This is a genomic window from Xenorhabdus anantnagensis, from assembly GCF_028598555.1.
Lineage (GTDB): Bacteria > Pseudomonadota > Gammaproteobacteria > Enterobacterales > Enterobacteriaceae > Xenorhabdus > Xenorhabdus anantnagensis.
Genome location: NZ_JAQRFN010000022.1, coordinates 1 through 18,455, shown reverse-complemented (window position 1 = coordinate 18,455; position 18,455 = coordinate 1). Strand labels below are relative to the sequence as shown.

Genomic DNA, 18,455 nt, shown 5'->3' with positions numbered 1-18,455 from the left:
ATATAACCGCTATATAACGTGTCTAATATAAGGCGCTTACTTTATAAGGCCGGCTTTCCTGATATGTGATCAGCAAGGATAAATATCAAACCGATGGTTTTTGGTAGTAATTGCTGCGGATGCTTTAACCCCTGCCAACGGCTCTGCATAATCAGGCCGTTTCACTACAACCCGCCGTTTCGCCAGCGCTAGGGCGGGTTCAAGCAAGTTGTCCGCATCCTCATCAGCCCCAACCAGAGATTGGAAAACCCGCATCTCTTTTTTGACCAGCGCGCTTTTTTGTTTGTGTGGATACATTGGATCAAGATAAACCACATCCGGTAGCGGTGTGATATCTGTCAATGCCGTAATGCTTGAGGCATGGATCAATGTCATGCGTTCTTTCAGCCAGCCACCAATCTCTTTGTCCTGATAGCCACGTTGTAGACCATCATCCAGTAATGCTGCTACCACTGGATGGCGCTCCAACATTCTGACGTGACAACCAATAGACGCCAGAACAAAGGCATCACGCCCCAATCCGGCGGTGGCATCCACAACATTCGGTAAATAATCTTTCTTGATGCCTATAGCCTTAGCGACGGCCTCGCCACGACCTCCACCAAAGCGGCGACGGTGTGCCATTGTTCCGCCAACAAAATCGACATAAATCCCGCCCAGCTTTGGTTCATCACGCTTGCGCAATTCCAGCCGTTCGGGAGTTAATACCAGCGCCATGACTGATTCTTCATCGTGGATCAGATTCCAGCGTTCAGCCAACAGCGATAAGGCGCTGCGATCAGCGCCTTCTTCACAAATCAAACAAATCTTCACAAGTTATTATCCGCCGATGCCATAGCTTTTCAGCATTGCATCCAGTTTTGGTTCACGGCCACGGAAGCGGACAAACAGTGTCATTGGATCTTCTGAACCACCACGGGTCAAAATATTGTCAAGGAATGACTGCCCCGTTGCGCGATTGAAAATTCCCTCTTCCGAGAAGCGAGAATAGGCATCTGCTGCCAGAACATCCGCCCATAGGTAACTGTAATAACCCGCAGCGTAGCCACCATTAAAGATATGGCTAAAGGCGTTCGGGAAACGCCCCCAATCTGGTGATGGCACAACAGAAACCTGTTTTTTCACTGATCGCAGCGTTTCCAGAATTTGTGCCCCTTTGGCTGGGTCGTATTCCGCATGCAGACGGAAATCGAACAGACCAAATTCAAGCTGGCGCAGAATTCTCATCGCGGCCTGATAATTCTTGGCTGCCAGCATATTATCCAGCATCTCTTGCGGCAGTGGTTCATTTGTTTGGTAGTGACCGGAGATAAACGCCAGCGCTTCCGGCTCCCAGCACCAGTTTTCCAGAAACTGGCTTGGGCACTCCACCGCATCCCAAGGCACACCATCAATGCCGGCAACATCCAGAGCTTCAATCTGAGTCAGCATATGGTGCAGGCCATGCCCAAATTCATGGAACAGCGTTGTGACTTCACTGTGCGTGAACAGGGCTGGCTGATCACCGACAGGCTTGTTGAAGTTACAAGTCAGATAAGCGACAGGATTTTGCAATTCGCCAGACGAGCGACGCATTCTGCCGATATAACTGTTCATCCATGCTCCACCGCGTTTATGCTCACGTGCGTAGAGATCCAAATAGAAACTGCCGCGTAATACTTGTTTGTCATCATACAGATCAAAGAAACGCACATCAGGATGCCATGTATCTACATCATGTCGCTCTTTGGCGGTGATACCATAAATGCGATGAACCACTTCAAACAAGCCTTCCAGTGCGCGTTGTTCAGGGAAGTAAGGACGAAGCTGCTCATCATCAATGGAAAAATCATGCTGTTTTTGCTTCTCGCTATAATAGGCCAGATCCCATGCTTCCAGTTCATCAATACAGTAATGAGATTCGGCGAAATCGGCGAGTGCCTCCAACTCTTCCTTACCTTGTTGGCGGGCGCGTTTGGCTAAGTCGTTCAGGAAATCGAGAACTTGCTGAGGCGTTTTAGCCATTTTGGTTGCGAGGGAATTTTCAGCATAGTTCTTGAACCCCAGCAATTGGGCGAATTCATGGCGCAACGCGAGTATTTCTGCCATGACTTCACTGTTATCCCATTTTCCGGCATCAGGCCCTTGATCCGAAGCCCGGGTCGTAGAGGCGTAATACATTTCCTTGCGCAGTTCACTATTATCGGCATAAGTCATGACTGGCAGATAACTTGGCATATTCAGCGTCAGTAACCATCCTTCTTGCTCCTTGGCTTCGGCAGCGGCCTTGGCTGCGGCTTTGGCACTTTCAGGCATACCGTTCAGATCGCACTCATCGGTAATCAGTTTGGTCCATCCCATTGTGGCATCCAGCACATTATTGCCGAACTTCGCGCCCAGCTCAGATAAACGAGCAGTAATTTCACCGTAACGTTTCTGTTTCTCTTCTGGCAAGCTGATGCCGGTCAATTCAAAATCACGCAAAGTATCTTCAACAACCTTGCGCTGTGGCTGGGAAAGTGCTTTGAAAGCGTCGCTCTCTTTCAGAGACTTATATGCTTGATATAACCCTTTGTGTTGACCCAGCCAAGTATAGAACTCGGAGAGCAGGGGCAGACTTTGCTCATAGGCTTCGCGAAGCTCTGGACTATTTTTGACAGCATTCAGGTGGTCGACAGGAGACCATACGCGGGAAAGTTTATCTTTCTCTTCTGAAATAGGTTGGCACAGATTATCCCAAGTAAAGGCGGAGTTTTCGGATAAAATCTTCTCAATTACTTGACGGTAGTTGGCTAACACCTCTCTCACAGCAGGCACGACATATTTTGGTTCAATTGCAGAGAACTTAGGCAATGCAGAAGATGTCAGTAACGGATTAGTCATAATGAGCGCCTTATATGTGTAGTTGAGTATAGGCTGAAACCAGCTTTATATCCCAATGGGTTGTTGACGATAGATGGGGATAAGATATCGTGAGTTCAATGCTGATGCCGCACTTTTATGCGAATAATTGGACTCTTTTTCTATCAGATATCTGTGAGGTTACAGAGAAGTTTAGATATGACTGGAGACGCGCTATAATCCTCCGCTCATCAATTTATTTAATGGAAGATCATCGTCCCCGGTGGGGCGGCTGGACTTCAAATCCAGATGGGACCGCCAGCGGCCCCCGGCAGGTTCGACTCCTGTGATCTTCCGCCATCGATTGTCCTAATGTATCCACATCAAGGAACTTATTGCTATCTATTCACCTGGAACTTTTAAGTTTCACCATAAGATGATAATGACTCCAGTTAATCGTGGTGTGAATCATGCATTACTGATTCAAAAGCTCCGAGTGCAACGACAACCACTTCTCCATTAGAGATACGACTTGGTTACTCTCTTCACCATATTGTGCCATTACAATGGCTCCATCGATGAGCAATGCAATTTGCTTAGCCAGAACCAATCTTTCAGGTGTGGCAGGCAGGAATTCTGTGAGAATTTCTGTCATTTCCTGTTTATGTAATTGCACGACAGGCTGTATTTCAGGTAATGCCTGAGAAAATTCAACCACAGAATTGATAAAAGCACAGCCGCGGAATTCTGTGCTCATAAACCATTTTTTCAGTACTGCTGGAAGTGCTTTTATGAGGGTTCCAGAGACAGACATTTCAGCGGTTAATGTCGTACTGAACCAGTTGATCCAGCGCTGATGTCTGTATTCGAGAAAAGCCATAATCAAATCATTTTTAGAGGGGAAATGCCGATAGAAGGTGACTTTTGTGACACTTGCTTCTTTGATGATACGGTCTATCCCTGTTGCCCTAATCCCTTCCTGATAAAAAAGATCATGGGAAACCCGAAGAATACGTTCACGTGCGGTTGAGATATTTTTTGACATAGTGGCTCCTTTAATAAAATTATCAACCAAGTAGACAGAGTTGTCTACTTGTATTACGATAAAAAATGTAGACAGACCTGTCTACGTAATTAACAAGGAATAACGCTATGCAAATTCGTTCTCCATTGCCTCCCTTTAACAAAAAAACAGCGACTGAAAAAGTACGTCTGGCTGAAGATGCATGGAACAGTTGTGACCCTGAGAGAGTTTCAGGTGTTTATGCTCCGGATACTCACTGGCGCAATCGTGCCGAGTTTGTTGACGGACGTGAAGCTGTAGTGGAATTTTTACGCCGGAAATGGTCAAAAGAGATGGAATACCGATTGATTAAAGAGTTATGGGCCTATGATGAGAACCGCATTGCTGTCAGGTTTGCCTATGAATGGCATGACGATTCAGGAAACTGGTATCGTAGCTATGGTAATGAAAACTGGGAATTTAATGAACAAGGGCTCATGATCAACAGATATGCCTGTATTAATGATATGTCGATCAGGGAAGAAGAACGTCTCTTTTTATGGCCGTTGGGACGCAGACCTGATGATCACCCTGGACTTTCAGAATACGGGCTTTAATTATTTTTTTGCAGCAAGTGCAATCATCGATAAGAAAGGATATCTCTTGGCTATCATAGTGGTTGGCTAAGAATAGTGGTCAGCTAAGACTGACCACGATAGAGCGCAGTTTTGCGGATGCGAAACTGCATCATGATTGGAGATAGCGAAAAACCCCGATGCATCCACCGAGGTCAAATGTATTGTCCGTCCGCATTCAAACAAAAATGCTCCACCAGCTGTGAAAGCAGTTTCCTTGTGGGTTCAATAAACGCCATATCCAAAAATTCATCGGGTTGATGCGCCTGTTCAATCGAACCCGGTCCCAAGACCAAGGTTGGGCACAATTCCTGAATAAAAGGTGCTTCCGTACAGTAATTGACGGTATCTGCTTTCGTTCCCAAGAGTTTTTCAATTACGCCAACCAGTTTGTGATCTGTTGGGCATTCATAACCCGGAATGGGGGGATGAAGTTCAGTCACATTCAGTCGTCCAGGCCAGCGCTGTTTTACGGGTTCCAGTGCGTCATTCAGCAATCCATTCAAATCCTGTAAGGTCAATCCGGGAAGCGGGCGGATATCCATATGCAACTCGCAGCAGGCGCAAATGCGATTTGCGGCATCGCCGCCGTGAATATGACCGAAATTCATGGTTGGGTAAGGAATGACGAAAGCCGGATTGTGATAGCGCTCTTGTAAGGTATTGCGCAGCTGTATCAGCTGGGTTATGGATTCGTGCATCAGATCAATGGCGTTGACACCTCGGGCCGGATCGCTGGAATGCCCAGATTTTCCTTCAATGCGGATCGCTTGAGCCATATGCCCTTTATGGGCGCGGATTGGCTGTAATGATGTGGGTTCGCCAATGATCGCAAAATCAGGCCGAATATGGGTATTAGCAGCAAAGTAACGAGCACCTGCCATTGATGTTTCTTCGTCAGCGGTAGCCAGAATATAAAGGGGATGAGAGAGTTTACTGACATCAATATCCCGCAGCGCATCAACAATAAAGGCAAAAAAGCCTTTCATGTCAGCAGTCCCAAGCCCATATAACTTGCTATCACGTTCAGTCAGTGTGAATGGATCTTGTGTCCAGCGCCCCGCATCAAAAGGAACGGTATCTGTATGACCGCATAGTAATAAACCGCCCGAACCACTGCCCAATGTTGCCAGCAGATTGAATTTGCCTCGGGTTTCGGGGACGGGTTGAATTTCAATGGAAAACCCAATCTCTTTTAGCCATTCAGCCAGCAGACTGATAACAATTTCATTGCTTTGATCTAGCTCAGCATCGGTTGCGCTGATAGAAGGAGCCGCAATGAGCTGGTGATATAATTTAATAAAAGACGGTAATTTCATATTCACTGTTGACAGCCCTTACTCATAATAGTATCAATATTCATGCAAATTAATTGCATATAAATTCAATGAGCTGATTAAACTAATACTATTGGGTTAATACTATAAGGTGAATAAATCCCATGTTGAATACGCTGATAGTTGGTGCCAGTGGTTATACCGGAGCTGAGTTAGCAGCATATCTGCAACGTCATCCCCATGTCCATCTCTCCGGCTTGATGGTTTCTTCTCAAAGTTTAGATGCGGGGAAATGTTTTTCAGAACTTCATCCACAATATAAGGGTATTCTTGATTTGCCCTTACAGCCGTTGACCGATGTGACTGAGGCAGCGAAGGGGATTGATGTAGTCTTCCTCGCCACGGCCCATGAAGTCAGCCATGACATTGCGCCAGTATTTCTGGAAGCGGGCTGTATTGTGTTTGATTTATCTGGTGCCTATCGCGTACAAAATACACAGTTTTATGAAAAATACTATGGTTTTAAACATAAAAATTCTGAGTGGCTGGAGCAAGCGGTGTATGGACTGGCTGAATGGCAAGCAGAGAAAATCAAGCAAGCACAATTGATTGCAGTGCCCGGCTGTTACCCTACCGTTTCCCAACTTTCTTTGAAACCATTGCTTGAGCAAAATTTATTAGATACAGAACATTGGCCGGTTATCAATGCTGTCAGTGGTGTCAGTGGCGCTGGCCGGAAAGCATCGATCACAAATAGCTTTTGTGAAGTCAGTTTGCGGCCTTATGGGATTTTTAACCATCGTCATCAACCTGAAATCGCCACACATTTAGGGACTGAGGTGATTTTTACCCCTCATTTGGGCAATTTCTCACGCGGTATTCTTGCCACAATTACCTGTAAATTGAAATCAGGTGTGACAGAGGTACAGATTAGAGAGGCTTATCAGCAGGCATATCATGACAAGCCGTTGGTACGTTTATACAGTGACGGGGTTCCTGCGTTGAAAGCGGTTGTTGGTTTGCCATTCTGCGATATTGGTTTTGCTGTTCAGGGGCAACACCTGATCATCGTAGGTGCTGAGGATAATTTGTTGAAAGGTGCAGCAGCCCAAGCAGTACAGTGCATGAACATTCGTTTTGGCTATGAAGAAATTGAGGCATTGCTTTAATTTCTAATGATTGAATTTCTAATAACTGAATTCCGAAAAATTAAGATTCCCACAGATTTTAATACCGACAGAGGATAAATCCGATGGAGCCATTAGTTATCAAGTTGGGCGGTGTGTTGTTAGACAGTGAAGAAGCACTGGAACGGTTATTTACCACATTACAGTTATACCGCAAAACCCATAAACGTCCGCTGGTTATTGTACACGGTGGTGGCTGTCTGGTTGATGAGTTGATGCAACAATTGCAGATGCCGATTGTGAAAAAACAAGGCTTGCGGGTCACGCCAGAAGAGCAAATCGACATCATTACGGGAACGTTAGCCGGAACGGCCAATAAAAAATTGCTGGCATGGGCAATAAAGTATCGTTTGCCTGCCATCGGATTATGTCTGGGGGATGGAAAGATGGTTAAGGTTTCCCAACTTGATGAAGAATTCGGCCACACCGGGAAGGCTCAGTCAGGAAAACCCGATCTCCTGAAAATTTTGCTGGATGTGGGTTATATGCCGATTATCAGTTCAATTGGTATCACTGAGCAGGGAGAACTGATGAATGTGAATGCAGATCAAGCTGCTACTGCCATTGCACAAGTGCTGAATGCGGATTTGATCTTGTTGTCCGATGTCAGCGGTATTCTGGATGGGAAAGGGCAAAAAATCCCAGAGATCACGGCAGAGAAGATTGAGCAGCTTATCGATCAAGGCATTATCACCGATGGCATGATCGTTAAAGTGAAAGCAGCGCTGGAGGCGGCGAAAACACTTGGTCAACCAGTGGATATCGCGTGTTGGCGGCATGCGGATCAGTTGATTGCGTTATTTAATGGCATACCCATTGGCACTCGAATTTTGGGTTGATTGATTTTGGGTTGATTGAAAGCACGGCCTCTTGGCTGAAACAAATAAAATTAAAAAGGTTATCCCTATGACTATTACTTCTATAACTACTTCTATAACCACTTCTATAACTACAAACATTAAAAAAATCGTTCTGGCGTATTCGGGTGGTTTGGATACATCCGCTATTATTCCGTGGTTGAAAGAACATTATGGTAACTGTGATGTGGTTGCGTTTGTCGCTGACGTTGGCCAAAGTCGTGAAGATTTGGAAGGCGTGGAACAGAAGGCATTGAGTTCTGGTGCTTCCGAATGCCATGTCGTCGATCTGCGTGAAGAATTTATCAAAGAATATGTTTATCCCGTACTGAAAACTGGCGCTTTATATGAAGGAAGTTATCTGCTTGGTACGTCAATGGCTCGTCCAATCATTGCCAAGGCACAGGTTGAACTGGCATTAAAAGTGGGGGCAGATGCCGTCGCTCACGGCGCAACAGGTAAAGGTAATGATCAGGTTAGGTTCGAAAGTACTTATACCGCGTTGGCGCCACATCTGAAGGTTGTTGCTCCATGGCGGGAATGGGATCTGCGCTCCCGTGAAGCGCTGCTGGATTATTTGAAAGTTCGTGATATTCCGACAACCGCAACGCTGGAAAAAATCTATAGCCGTGATGAAAACGCATGGCACATTTCAACCGAAGGTGGGGTTTTGGAAAGCACGTGGAATGCTGCCAATAAAGATTGTTGGGCATGGACTGTTGCTCCAGAAGAAGCACCTAATGAAGCGGAATTTATCACGGTGACGGTTGAAAATGGTGAGGTGGTTGGCGTGAATGGTCAGGCGCTTTCACCCTATCAATGCCTTAATGAGTTAAATGGTTTGGGGGCCAAGCATGGCATTGGCAGGATAGATATCGTGGAAAACCGTCTGGTAGGCATGAAATCCCGTGGTTGTTATGAAACGCCGGGGGGAACCATCATGATGGAAGCGTTGCGTGGCATTGAGCAATTGGTTTTGGATCGCGATAGCTTTAAGTGGCGCCAACAACTGGGGCTGGAAATGTCTTATGTTGTTTATGATGGTCGTTGGTTTGCACCATTGCGTCAATCAATTCAAGCGGCAGCAGAAGTTTTAGCGGCAGGTGTCAGCGGTGAAGTTGTCCTGAAACTTTATAAAGGTCAAGTCACGGCGGTGCAGAAAAAATCGGCCAATAGTCTCTATTCTGAAGAGTTTGCCACTTTTGGCGAGGATGAAGTTTACGATCATAGCCATGCAGAAGGGTTTATTCGTCTCTATTCGCTTTCTTCACGCATTCGGGCACTGAACGGCAAAAAATAATTTTTGGGCAATCAATTTAACTATTGGCAATAAATATATTGGCAATAAATAAAGAGAGAACAGGAACGATATTATGGCACTTTGGGGCGGGCGTTTCAGTCAGGAAGCCGATCAGCGATTCAAGCAATTTAATGATTCACTGCGTTTTGATTATCGTTTGGCGGAGCAGGATATTGTTGGCTCGGTTGCGTGGTCAAAAGCGTTGGTTACGGTGGGAGTATTAACTTCCGAAGAGCAGCAAAAGCTGGAGCTGGCTTTAAATGAGCTACTGGATGAAGTGCGTACTAACCCCAAAGCTATTCTGCAAAGTGAGGCGGAAGATATTCACAGCTGGGTAGAAGGGCAACTTATCACGAAAGTGGGGGATTTGGGTAAGAAACTCCATACGGGACGCAGCCGTAACGATCAGGTTGCGACTGACCTGAAATTATGGTGTAAAGACCAAATCTCTCACATTCTGCAAGCATTGGTCGAGTTGCAACAAGCGTTGGTGTTCACTGCTGAAAATAATCAGGATGCGGTCATGCCGGGTTATACCCATTTGCAGCGGGCGCAACCTGTCACTTTTGCCCATTGGTGCTTGGCCTATGTGGAAATGCTTAGTCGTGATGAAAGCCGTTTGCAAGATGCGCTAAAACGGTTGGATGTCAGTCCGTTGGGATGTGGGGCGCTGGCAGGAACGGCTTATGATATTGATCGTGAGCAGTTGGCTTCATGGCTAGGTTTTTCTTCCGCGACACGCAATAGTCTGGATAGCGTTTCTGATCGTGACCATGTTCTGGAGCTGCTGTCAGATGCGAGCATTAGTATGATCCATCTTTCGCGTTTTGCTGAAGATCTGATTTTCTTCAATAGCGGAGAGGCCGGATTTGTTGAGTTGTCGGATCGGGTAACGTCTGGTTCTTCTTTGATGCCACAAAAGAAAAACCCTGATGCATTGGAACTTATCCGTGGTAAATGTGGGCGAGTTCAGGGGGCATTAACAGGGATGATGATGACTTTGAAAGGGCTGCCTCTCGCTTACAATAAAGATATGCAGGAAGATAAGGAAGGCTTGTTTGATGCACTGGATAGTTGGTTGGATTGTCTGCATATGGCGATACTGGTGCTGGATGGCATTGAAGTAAAACGTTCCCGTTGTGAGGAAGCGGCAAAACAAGGATATGCCAATGCGACTGAATTGGCTGATTATCTGGTGGCAAAAGGTGTTCCGTTCCGTGAGGCTCATCACATTGTTGGTGAAGTCGTCGTTGTGGCAATCGACAAAGGCAAGGCGCTGGAAGAGCTTTCTCTCCTTGAATTGCAAAAATTCAGTCATGTTATTTCTGTGGATGTTTATGATGTTTTATCGCTGCAATCCTGTCTGGACAAACGTCTGGCAAAAGGTGGTGTAGCGCAAAAACAAGTAAAGCAAGCGATTGCTCAGGCAAAACAGCGTTTTAGGTAAAAACACCAATAATCACAAGCAGTTGATAGTTTTTTCACCTCATGGATATAATGATTTATTGATCAATACTTTCATTGATATCAAATGCTGAGGTTGGGAATGAATATCCGCGATCTAGAATACCTTGTAGCACTTGCTGAATACCGGCATTTTCGCCGAGCCGCTGATGCTTGTCATGTCAGCCAACCGACACTGAGCGGACAAATCCGCAAGCTGGAAGATGAGCTTGGCGTGATGCTGCTGGAACGCACTAGCCGCAAGGTATTATTTACCCAACAGGGTATGTTGCTGGTGGAACAGGCCAAAACTGTATTGAGAGAAGTCAAGGTCTTGCAGGAAATGGCCTCCCTTCAAGGTGAAAGTATGTCCGGGCCGTTGCATATCGGTCTTATCCCAACAATCGGCCCCTATCTCCTACCTATTATCATCCCTGAACTGCATAAATTATTCCCCAAATTGGAAATGTACCTGCATGAGGCACAAACTCAAAACTTGTTGGCACAGCTCGATAGTGGAAAGCTTGATTGCGTTATCTTGGCGTTGGTGAAAGAAACTGAAGCATTTATCGAAGTGCCGCTGTTTGAAGAACCCATGAAACTGGCGGTATATGAAGAGCATAAATGGGCAGGGCGAGATAAAGTTAAGATGAGTGAGCTATCCGGTGAGAAATTATTGATGCTGGAAGATGGGCACTGTTTGCGGGATCAGGCGATGGGGTTCTGTTTTCAAGCGGGGGCCAAAGAAGATACGCATTTTAGGGCGACTAGCCTAGAAACGCTGCGTAATATGGTGGCAGCGGGCAGCGGAATTACATTATTACCAGATTTGTCAGTTCCGAATGAGAGACGCCGTGATGGGGTTTGTTATCTGGAATGTTATGAACCGGAACCCAAGCGGTCCGTCATATTGGTTTATCGTCCCGGCTCACCTCTGCGTGGTCGCTATGAGCAATTGGCAGAGGCGATTCGGATTAAAATGGGCAATTATTTTGAAGTACTCGGAAAAATATCAAAATAATCGGTTTAGTCCATTGAGTGCTGCAACACGGTAGGCTTCTGCCATTGTTGGATAATTGAAGGTAGTATTAACGAAATATTCGATAGTATTGCCTTCACCTTTTTGTTCCATAATGGCTTGACCAATATGAATGATCTCCGCGGCACGTTCGCCAAAACAGTGGATACCTAAAATCTGTTTTGTTTCACGATGGAACAGGATCTTGATACTGCCAACGTTCATGCCGGCAATTTGCGCCCTTGCCAGATGTTTGAATTGAGCGCGTCCTACCTCATAAGGGATTTTCATTGCGGTCAATTGCTGCTCGGTTTTGCCAACTGAGCTGATTTCAGGAATGGTATAAATTCCGGTTGGGATATCGTCCACCAGATACAGACTAGCATCGCCTGTCGTAATCGCTTTTGCAGCAATCCGCCCTTGATCATAGGCTGCGGAAGCTAAGCTTGGATAGCCAATAACATCACCCACTGCGTAGATGTTTTCATTGCTGGTCTGGTAGACGCGATTGACTTTCAGTAAGCCTCGGTTATCTGTTTCCAACCCGACATTTTCTAAACCTAGCGTGTCTGTATTACCTGTTCTACCATTGGCATACAGCAGGCAATCCGCTTTGACTTTCTTGCCGGATTTCAGGTGAACAATGACACCATCATCAAGACCTTCAATCTTTTCATATTCTTCGTTGTGGCGGATGACAGTGCCACTATTCCAGAAATGGTAGGAGAGGGCATCAGACATTTCTTGATCAAGAAAGGACAGAAGATGATCACGGGTATTGATCAAATCCACCTTAACACCCAATCCCCGGAAAATAGAAGCATACTCACAACCAATCACCCCGGCACCATAAATAATTACATGGCGTGGTTCGTGATCCAGTTGCAGAATGGTATCGCTGTTATAAATACGGGAATGGGTGAAATCGACATCAGGAGGGCAGTAAGGGCGGGAACCTGTGGCAATGATTATTTTGTCTGCACTCAAGATATCAACACTATCATCGGCATAGCGAACACTTACCTGATGTTCATCGATGAAAGTGGCTTCTCCTGCAAACATTCGGCAACGGTTGCGTTCATAAAACCCTTGGCGCATCTTGGTTTGCTGGTTAATAACGACTTCAGCATGGCGCAGGATTTCTGAAAACGAGGAGCGAAGAATGCGGGAGTTATCACTGTAGAGGGGATTTTGATTAAATTCAATAATACGACTGACGGCGTGGCGGAGAGCTTTCGACGGTATTGTACCCCAATGAGTACAGCCACCGCCGACATTATTGTAACGTTCTATAACAGCAACGTTTTTGCCTTGTTTCACCAACCCCATTGCTGCTCCTTCCCCTCCGGGACCAGAGCCAATCACAATGGCATCAAAATGAGTATGTTGCATAGAGGAATGACCTGTTTTTACACAAAATAACAACTCTATCTTAACATTACTTAATGTAATAACCCAATGACCATACGGTTTTTATCTCATTGTTTAGAAATAAAACAGGAAAACATCGAATAATATCTTTAAGAGAACAATCACAGCAAACCTAACAGAATCTGTTATATTTGCCTGATTACAGAGGCGAGATAGATCAGGATTGTTGTGAGTAACGTAACCGGAGTCAGAGCAAAACAGAAAGAAAAAACCCGTCGCTCCCTGATTGAAGCGGCATTCAGCCAACTCAGTGCTGAACGCAGTTTTACAAGCCTGAGTCTACGAGAAGTGGCTCGGGAAGCTGGCATTGCACCGACTTCTTTTTATCGACATTTTAGGGATGTGGATGAATTGGGGCTGACGATGGTGGATGAAAGCGGTCTGATGCTGCGTCAGTTAATGCGTCAGGCACGTCAGCGCATTGCAAAAGGTGGCAGTGTCATCCGTACTTCTGTTTCAACGTTTATGGAGTTTATCGGCAACAATCCCAACGCGTTCCGGCTGTTGCTGCGCGAACGCTCCGGCACATCAGCTGAATTTCGTGCAGCTGTAGCACGAGAAATCCAACATTTTATCGCCGAATTGGCAGACTATCTTGAGCAAGCCAGTCATATGCCGCGTCATTTTACTGAAATACAAGCCGAGGCGATGGTGACCATCGTATTCAGTGCAGGTGCAGAAGCATTGGATATTGATGAAGAAAAAAGACGTCGCCTCGAAGAGCGTTTGGTTTTACAACTCCGCATGATTTCCAAAGGCGCCTACTATTGGTATCGTCGTGAGCAAGAAAAAAACACTGTCCCTAAAGCGATCCCTAAAACCTCTGAATAATAATGAAAGGAGAATAATACGATGGAACAATACCGCCAAGATAAAAGCACTATGTTGCTGGCTCTTATCGTTGGAATGGCAACACACGGAACTTTCTCAGCATTTTTCAATTCATTTGTACCTTTTTCTATTTTCCCTATTATTGCATTGGTCCTTTCTCTGTATTGTCTTCATCAACGTTATTTGAATTATCCAATGGCTGAAGGATTGCCAAAACTGGCCATGGGATGCTTCTTCTTAGGTATGTTCATGTACAGCGCATTCATTCGGATGGAATATCCAGGAATTGGTTCTAATTTCCTGCCTGTCATTATTAGTACTGCCTTGGTGTTTTGGATCTACCTAAAGATGAAAGGGCGCAAGCAGCAATCAACGCTGATGTCAGAAAGTCAAAGCTGATCGTTTTTATCGAGAACGACTTTTATCGAGAACGTCTCAGCAAACAACGCCACAAACCTTAGCTCTGTGGCGTTTTTGTTTTTAAGCCCGTTTACTGATTATTATGTTCTTTTTTCCAGCAGTACACCGCATTCCATATGATGGGTATAAGGGAATTGATCAAAGAGTGCCAATTTGCTGATTTTATGGGTTTGCGTCAGTGTTTCCAGATTTTGGCAGAGCGTTTCTGGATTGCAGGAAATATAAAGAATGCGGGGATACGCTTGAACCATTTTGACCGTTTCTTCATCCAGCCCACTGCGTGGCGGGTCAACAAAAATGGTTTCGCATTGATAACTGCTTAAATCGATTCCTTGCAAGCGATTGAACTCACGTTCTCCATTCATCGCTTGTGTAAACTCTTCCGCTGACATGCGGATAATCTGCACATTATCAATCTGGTTCGCTGTGATATTAAATTGTGCGGCTGCAACCGAAGGTTTAGCAATTTCTGTCGCCAGTACCCGATCAAAGTTTCGCGCCAGTGCCAGAGAAAAATTGCCATTACCACAATACAATTCAAGCAGGTCACCCTTGGAATTTTGGGTGCAATCAATCGCCCATTCCAACATATGAATATTGATGCTGGCATTCGGCTGTGTGAAGCTGTTTTCAACTTGACGGTAAATCATGGTCTTACCTGCAACAGGCAACTCTTCATCTATATAGTCATGGTCAAGCATGATCTTGGTCTTTGAAGCACGACCAATAAGCTGGATATCAAAGCCTGCTGCTATGAGTTGAGCACGCAGAGTGGTTGCATGTTCACGCCATTCATCACCCAGTTTTTTGTGATAAAGCAGGGAAACAATGATTTTGTTACTGCGTGTGGAAAGGTAATCCACTTGAAACAGTTTGTGACGTAATACTGGGTTTTCTTTTACGCCAGCAATGATGGCTTGCATCATTTTATTGATTAGCTGATTGGCAACTGGAAATTGATCAATACGGATACGCTGTTTGGTCTGCTGATCAAACATAATGTGGTAGAGGTCATCTTCCTCATGCCAGATACGGAATTCTGCTCGCATTCTGTAATGTGATGCAGGGGAACGGAAAACTTCAGGCTCAGGTGCGCTAAAGGGGGTCATCATTCCTTTTAGACGATGAGCCTTCTCCATCAATTGATTTTCATAATCTTCCGTTGGCAAGACATTCTGCATTATCTGGTTCTCGTATGGTCGCGTTAAGAAAAATTTCCGAGCGGCATTGTAGGTGAAGTGCAAAGGATGTCCAGTTTTCTGGTTTATCAGCTCCTTTTTTGATGGGAAGGCATTCTGGACACGCTAAGGTCTTCCATCGTAGCATGGTTTTTATATAGCTAGACACCACACACATTCTCATCACAAATCGTATGAAAAATAAAAAACATATTATTTTATCTGTGACGGTATTTTCTGGCTGGAGCCATTTTGCAGTTGCTGATAATCAAGATCCGCTGGTGGTTACCGCCAATCGTTTTAAGCAGCCGATTTCTTCAGTTTTGGCTCCAATGACGGTAGTGACACGTGAGGATATAGATCGTTGGCAATCCAATAATCTGGTTGACGTCTTGCGACGCTTACCGAGTGTTGATATTGCGCAGAATGGCGGAATTGGACAAAACTCTTCTTTATTTGTTCGTGGCACAAATTCAAGTCATACGCTGGTGCTGGTGGATGGCATTCGTTTGAATCAGGCCGGTATTACCGGAGCTGCCGATTTTAGCCAAATCCCGATTTCAATGGTGCAAAGGATAGAATATATCCGTGGTGCGCGTTCTGCCGTATATGGTTCTGATGCGATTGGTGGAGTGATCAATATCATCACAAAGCGAACGCAACAGGGAACAACTCTGAATGCAGGATTCGGCTCGAACGGATACCAAAACTATAATGGTTCGACACAGCAAAAACTCGGCGAGAATACTTTATTAACTACAGCCGCAAGTTATAACTATACCAAAGGGTTTGATGTGATAGTTGATGGCAAAACAGGGGGATATCGTCAGCCGGATCGTGATGGATTTATGAGTAAAATGCTGTGGTTGGAAATAGATCATAAAATAAATGAGCAAATTAGTGGATTTGTTCGAGCCTATGGCTTTAATAATCGGACAGCTTATGATTCATGGAGTATCGGCGATACGGATACTCGCGAACTATTCAATCGTACTTATGATGCTGGCATTCAATTTAATCAAGGCATTTATTCTTCTCAATTCATTGCTAGCTACAGCCATGTCAAAGATCACAATTATGTTCCTGAGTATGGACGTTATGGCAAGAGTTCCAGTCTGAGCGATTCGAAACAATATAATGTCCAATGGGGAAATACGTGGCAGATTGGTTATGGTGCAATCAGCAGTGGGATTGATTGGAAAAGAGAATCGGTTGCCGCAGGTTCCAATAATATTCCCGTACAAAAAGATGTTGATAACACGGGGCTATATTTAACTGCGCAGCAAAAGGTTCAGGATGTCATTTTAGAAGGCGCAGTGCGTTCAGATCATCATTCTGAATATGAATGGAATACGACGGGGCAAATTGGTGTCGGCTGGGAGTTTATTGATGGTTATCGCTTTATCTCTTCGTATGGAACAGCATTCAAGGCTCCTACCCTAAGTCAGCTTTATAGTAAATGGGGAAATGAAAATCTGGCATCAGAAAAAAGCAAGCAATGGGAAATCGGAATTGAAGGGTTGAGTGGGCCACTTAATTGGCGTTTATCTGCTTATCGTAACGATATTGAGCAATTGATAAATTTTGCCAATGACCGTTATGAAAACATTGGTAAAGCAAAAATAAACGGTGCCGAATGGACGGGAACAATGGACACCGGCATATTTCAGCATCAGCTTACATTGCAGTACGTTGACCCACGTGATGGCGATAATAAACAGTTAGCTCGCAGAGCTAAGCAGCAAGTTAAATACCAATTAGACTGGGAAGCCTTTAATGTCGATTGGGGAATAACCTATCAGTACATTGGTCGGCGTTATGACCAAGACCATCGTACATATCCTCCAAAGGCAGTGAAACTAGGTGGCGTGAATTTATGGGATATCAACGCCTCATACTCAATCACTGACCATCTTACAATTCGTGCTAGAATAGCTAATGTGTTTGATAAGAATTATGAGACAGCCTATGGCTATCGCACCTCTGGAAGAGAATACTACCTCACTGGCAGCTACAATTTTTGATTTGTACAAGACCTCTGATTTAAACAAAACCGCCCGCCCAACGATTTTGGTTTTTGATTCCGGAGTGGGTGGTTTATCTGTCTATCAAGAGATTCGGAAACTCTTGCCGGATCTCCACTATATATATACTTTCGATAATGAAGCATTCCCTTACGGCGAGAAAACAGCGGAAGTGATTATAGAAAGGGTCGTTCAGATTATTGATACGATTCAGAAAAAACACCCGTTGGCGGTTGTCGTTATTGCTTGCAATACTGCCAGTACAATTAGCTTACCCGCCTTGCGTGAACGTTTTTCTTTCCCTGTTGTTGGTGCTGTGCCGGCGATAAAACCTGCTGCGAAGCTAACTTGTAATCGTGTTGTAGGATTATTGGCGACACGCGCTACAGTGAATCGCGACTATACCAGAGAATTAATAGCAAGGTTCGCGACGAATTGTCAGATGTATTCAATTGGTTCCGCTGAATTGGTCGAATTAGCTGAGCGAAAATTACATGGCAAGGATGTTCCACTAGAAGAATTAGAGAAAATACTGAAACCGTGGCTGAAAATGAAAGAGCCACCGGATACTGTCATTTTGGGTTGTACTCACTTTCCCCTGATAGCAGAAGAACTTTCACAAGTTTTACCAAATGGAACAAGATTAATTGATTCGGGGGCTGCAATTGCCCGTAGAACTGCATGGTTGATTAAAAATCGGGAAGATTTGTTTTTAACGACAGCGGATAACTTAGCGTATTGCACTAAATTAGAGCCAGCAAGTGAAGTTCTGCGCCCTGTTTTACGCGAATTAGGCTTCCTAACGCTGGAAAAACTAGCAGATTAAGTGCAATTCGCTGTAATAATCATCAGTTGGTAATTTTTTTCAAAAAAACTATTGCCAGCGGCGGAAAACTCCCTATAATGCGCCACCACTGACCGACGCTGAGCTGAGACACGCCGCGGCGGGCAGCGAAGAAAAAGCGAAAATAAGCGCTTGACTTCGGAGGCGAAACGCGTAAGATACGCAGCCTCGCAACCCGGAAGCACTT

General features: G+C 45.0%; 17 protein-coding genes and 1 tRNA gene. 11 read left to right on the top strand and 7 right to left on the bottom strand.

Translation table 11 applies throughout. From position 1 onward, the window contains the following. Positions 1-69: 69 nt before the first annotated feature. Complete coding sequence (gene rsmJ / locus PSI14_RS15020) at positions 70-813, bottom strand: 16S rRNA (guanine(1516)-N(2))-methyltransferase RsmJ (RefSeq protein WP_273576644.1); 744 nt, start codon at positions 811-813, stop codon at positions 70-72. A 6-nt stretch (positions 814-819) separates the two neighbouring features. Continuing rightward, complete coding sequence (prlC, locus tag PSI14_RS15015) at positions 820-2,862, bottom strand: oligopeptidase A (protein WP_273576643.1); 2,043 nt, start codon at positions 2,860-2,862, stop codon at positions 820-822. A 223-nt stretch (positions 2,863-3,085) separates the two neighbouring features. Here prlC and PSI14_RS15010 point away from each other — a divergent pair. Beyond that, a tRNA-Sec gene (locus PSI14_RS15010) sits at positions 3,086-3,180 on the top strand. A 115-nt stretch (positions 3,181-3,295) separates the two neighbouring features. Here PSI14_RS15010 and PSI14_RS15005 read toward each other — a convergent pair. Further along, on the bottom strand, positions 3,296-3,865 hold the full coding sequence (locus PSI14_RS15005) for a TetR/AcrR family transcriptional regulator (RefSeq protein ID WP_273576642.1): 570 nt from the start codon (positions 3,863-3,865) through the stop codon (positions 3,296-3,298). Positions 3,866-3,972: 107 nt separating this feature from the next. On the opposite strand from PSI14_RS15005, the gene PSI14_RS15000 reads away from it, so the two are divergent. Further along, the gene (locus PSI14_RS15000) at positions 3,973-4,440 is read left to right on the top strand and encodes a nuclear transport factor 2 family protein (RefSeq protein ID WP_273576641.1); all 468 of its coding nucleotides are present in this window, start codon (positions 3,973-3,975) and stop codon (positions 4,438-4,440) included. 173 nt (positions 4,441-4,613) lie between these two features. Here PSI14_RS15000 and argE read toward each other — a convergent pair whose 3' ends face one another. Further along, the gene (gene argE, locus PSI14_RS14995) at positions 4,614-5,783 is read right to left on the bottom strand and encodes an acetylornithine deacetylase (protein ID WP_273576640.1); all 1,170 of its coding nucleotides are present in this window, start codon (positions 5,781-5,783) and stop codon (positions 4,614-4,616) included. Positions 5,784-5,899: 116 nt separating this feature from the next. Here argE and argC point away from each other — a divergent pair, with 116 nt between their 5' ends. The 5 genes from argC (at position 5,900) to oxyR (ending at position 11,543) form a co-directional block, all read left to right on the top strand. Next, a complete protein-coding gene (gene argC, locus PSI14_RS14990; RefSeq protein WP_273576639.1) occupies positions 5,900-6,904 on the top strand; it encodes an N-acetyl-gamma-glutamyl-phosphate reductase in 1,005 nt (334 codons plus the stop codon). Positions 6,905-6,987: 83 nt separating this feature from the next. Then, positions 6,988-7,761, top strand: coding sequence for an acetylglutamate kinase (argB, locus tag PSI14_RS14985; RefSeq protein WP_273576638.1), 774 nt, complete (start codon positions 6,988-6,990; stop codon positions 7,759-7,761). Between the two features lie 67 nt (positions 7,762-7,828). After that, positions 7,829-9,079, top strand: a complete 1,251-nt coding sequence (locus tag PSI14_RS14980; RefSeq protein ID WP_273576637.1) for an argininosuccinate synthase — start codon at positions 7,829-7,831, stop codon at positions 9,077-9,079. Positions 9,080-9,152: 73 nt separating this feature from the next. Next, complete coding sequence (argH, locus tag PSI14_RS14975) at positions 9,153-10,526, top strand: argininosuccinate lyase (protein WP_273576636.1); 1,374 nt, start codon at positions 9,153-9,155, stop codon at positions 10,524-10,526. A gap of 99 nt (positions 10,527-10,625) precedes the next feature. Next, positions 10,626-11,543, top strand: a complete 918-nt coding sequence (oxyR, locus tag PSI14_RS14970; RefSeq protein WP_273576635.1) for a DNA-binding transcriptional regulator OxyR — start codon at positions 10,626-10,628, stop codon at positions 11,541-11,543. Here the strand turns inward: oxyR and sthA are convergent. Beyond that, on the bottom strand, positions 11,535-12,932 hold the full coding sequence (gene sthA, locus PSI14_RS14965) for a Si-specific NAD(P)(+) transhydrogenase (RefSeq protein WP_273576634.1): 1,398 nt from the start codon (positions 12,930-12,932) through the stop codon (positions 11,535-11,537). The genes oxyR and sthA overlap by 9 nt on opposite strands. A gap of 207 nt (positions 12,933-13,139) precedes the next feature. On the opposite strand from sthA, the gene fabR reads away from it, so the two are divergent. Both fabR and PSI14_RS14955 read left to right on the top strand, forming a co-directional pair. Then, a complete protein-coding gene (gene fabR / locus PSI14_RS14960) occupies positions 13,140-13,802 on the top strand; it encodes an HTH-type transcriptional repressor FabR (protein WP_099115397.1) in 663 nt (220 codons plus the stop codon). Between the two features lie 21 nt (positions 13,803-13,823). Then, positions 13,824-14,201 carry a YijD family membrane protein gene (locus PSI14_RS14955; protein ID WP_273576633.1) on the top strand — a complete coding sequence of 126 codons (378 nt, stop codon included), beginning with the start codon at positions 13,824-13,826 and terminating at the stop codon, positions 14,199-14,201. A 101-nt stretch (positions 14,202-14,302) separates the two neighbouring features. On the opposite strand, the gene trmA is transcribed toward PSI14_RS14955, so the two are convergent. After that, positions 14,303-15,406: a tRNA (uridine(54)-C5)-methyltransferase TrmA gene (trmA, locus tag PSI14_RS14950; RefSeq protein WP_273576676.1), complete on the bottom strand. Its 1,104-nt coding sequence runs from the start codon at positions 15,404-15,406 to the stop codon at positions 14,303-14,305. Between the two features lie 188 nt (positions 15,407-15,594). Between trmA and btuB the strand changes: the two genes are divergently transcribed. Further along, positions 15,595-17,424, top strand: a complete 1,830-nt coding sequence (gene btuB / locus PSI14_RS14945) for a TonB-dependent vitamin B12 receptor BtuB (RefSeq protein ID WP_273576632.1) — start codon at positions 15,595-15,597, stop codon at positions 17,422-17,424. Further along, positions 17,369-18,250 carry a glutamate racemase gene (gene murI / locus PSI14_RS14940; RefSeq protein WP_273576631.1) on the top strand — a complete coding sequence of 294 codons (882 nt, stop codon included), beginning with the start codon at positions 17,369-17,371 and terminating at the stop codon, positions 18,248-18,250. The genes btuB and murI overlap by 56 nt, the downstream gene beginning before the upstream one ends. A gap of 22 nt (positions 18,251-18,272) precedes the next feature. On the opposite strand, the gene PSI14_RS14935 is transcribed toward murI, so the two are convergent. Continuing rightward, a partial coding sequence (locus PSI14_RS14935; RefSeq protein WP_273576630.1) for a hypothetical protein occupies positions 18,273-18,455 on the bottom strand: 183 nt, incomplete at its 5' end.

What these genes read in the sequence shown, in the direction of transcription:
- prlC (WP_273576643.1), bottom strand. Translation starts at nt 2,862, where the DNA reads ATGACTAATCCGTTACTGACATCTTCTGCATTGCCTAAGTTCTCTGCA.
- PSI14_RS15005 (WP_273576642.1), bottom strand. Translation starts at nt 3,865, where the DNA reads ATGTCAAAAAATATCTCAACCGCACGTGAACGTATTCTTCGGGTTTCC.
- PSI14_RS15000 (WP_273576641.1), top strand. Translation starts at nt 3,973, where the DNA reads ATGCAAATTCGTTCTCCATTGCCTCCCTTTAACAAAAAAACAGCGACT.
- argC (WP_273576639.1), top strand. Translation starts at nt 5,900, where the DNA reads ATGTTGAATACGCTGATAGTTGGTGCCAGTGGTTATACCGGAGCTGAG.
- argB (WP_273576638.1), top strand. Translation starts at nt 6,988, where the DNA reads ATGGAGCCATTAGTTATCAAGTTGGGCGGTGTGTTGTTAGACAGTGAA.
- PSI14_RS14980 (WP_273576637.1), top strand. Translation starts at nt 7,829, where the DNA reads ATGACTATTACTTCTATAACTACTTCTATAACCACTTCTATAACTACA.
- argH (WP_273576636.1), top strand. Translation starts at nt 9,153, where the DNA reads ATGGCACTTTGGGGCGGGCGTTTCAGTCAGGAAGCCGATCAGCGATTC.
- oxyR (WP_273576635.1), top strand. Translation starts at nt 10,626, where the DNA reads ATGAATATCCGCGATCTAGAATACCTTGTAGCACTTGCTGAATACCGG.
- sthA (WP_273576634.1), bottom strand. Translation starts at nt 12,932, where the DNA reads ATGCAACATACTCATTTTGATGCCATTGTGATTGGCTCTGGTCCCGGA.
- PSI14_RS14955 (WP_273576633.1), top strand. Translation starts at nt 13,824, where the DNA reads ATGGAACAATACCGCCAAGATAAAAGCACTATGTTGCTGGCTCTTATC.
- btuB (WP_273576632.1), top strand. Translation starts at nt 15,595, where the DNA reads ATGAAAAATAAAAAACATATTATTTTATCTGTGACGGTATTTTCTGGC.
- murI (WP_273576631.1), top strand. Translation starts at nt 17,369, where the DNA reads ATGGCTATCGCACCTCTGGAAGAGAATACTACCTCACTGGCAGCTACA.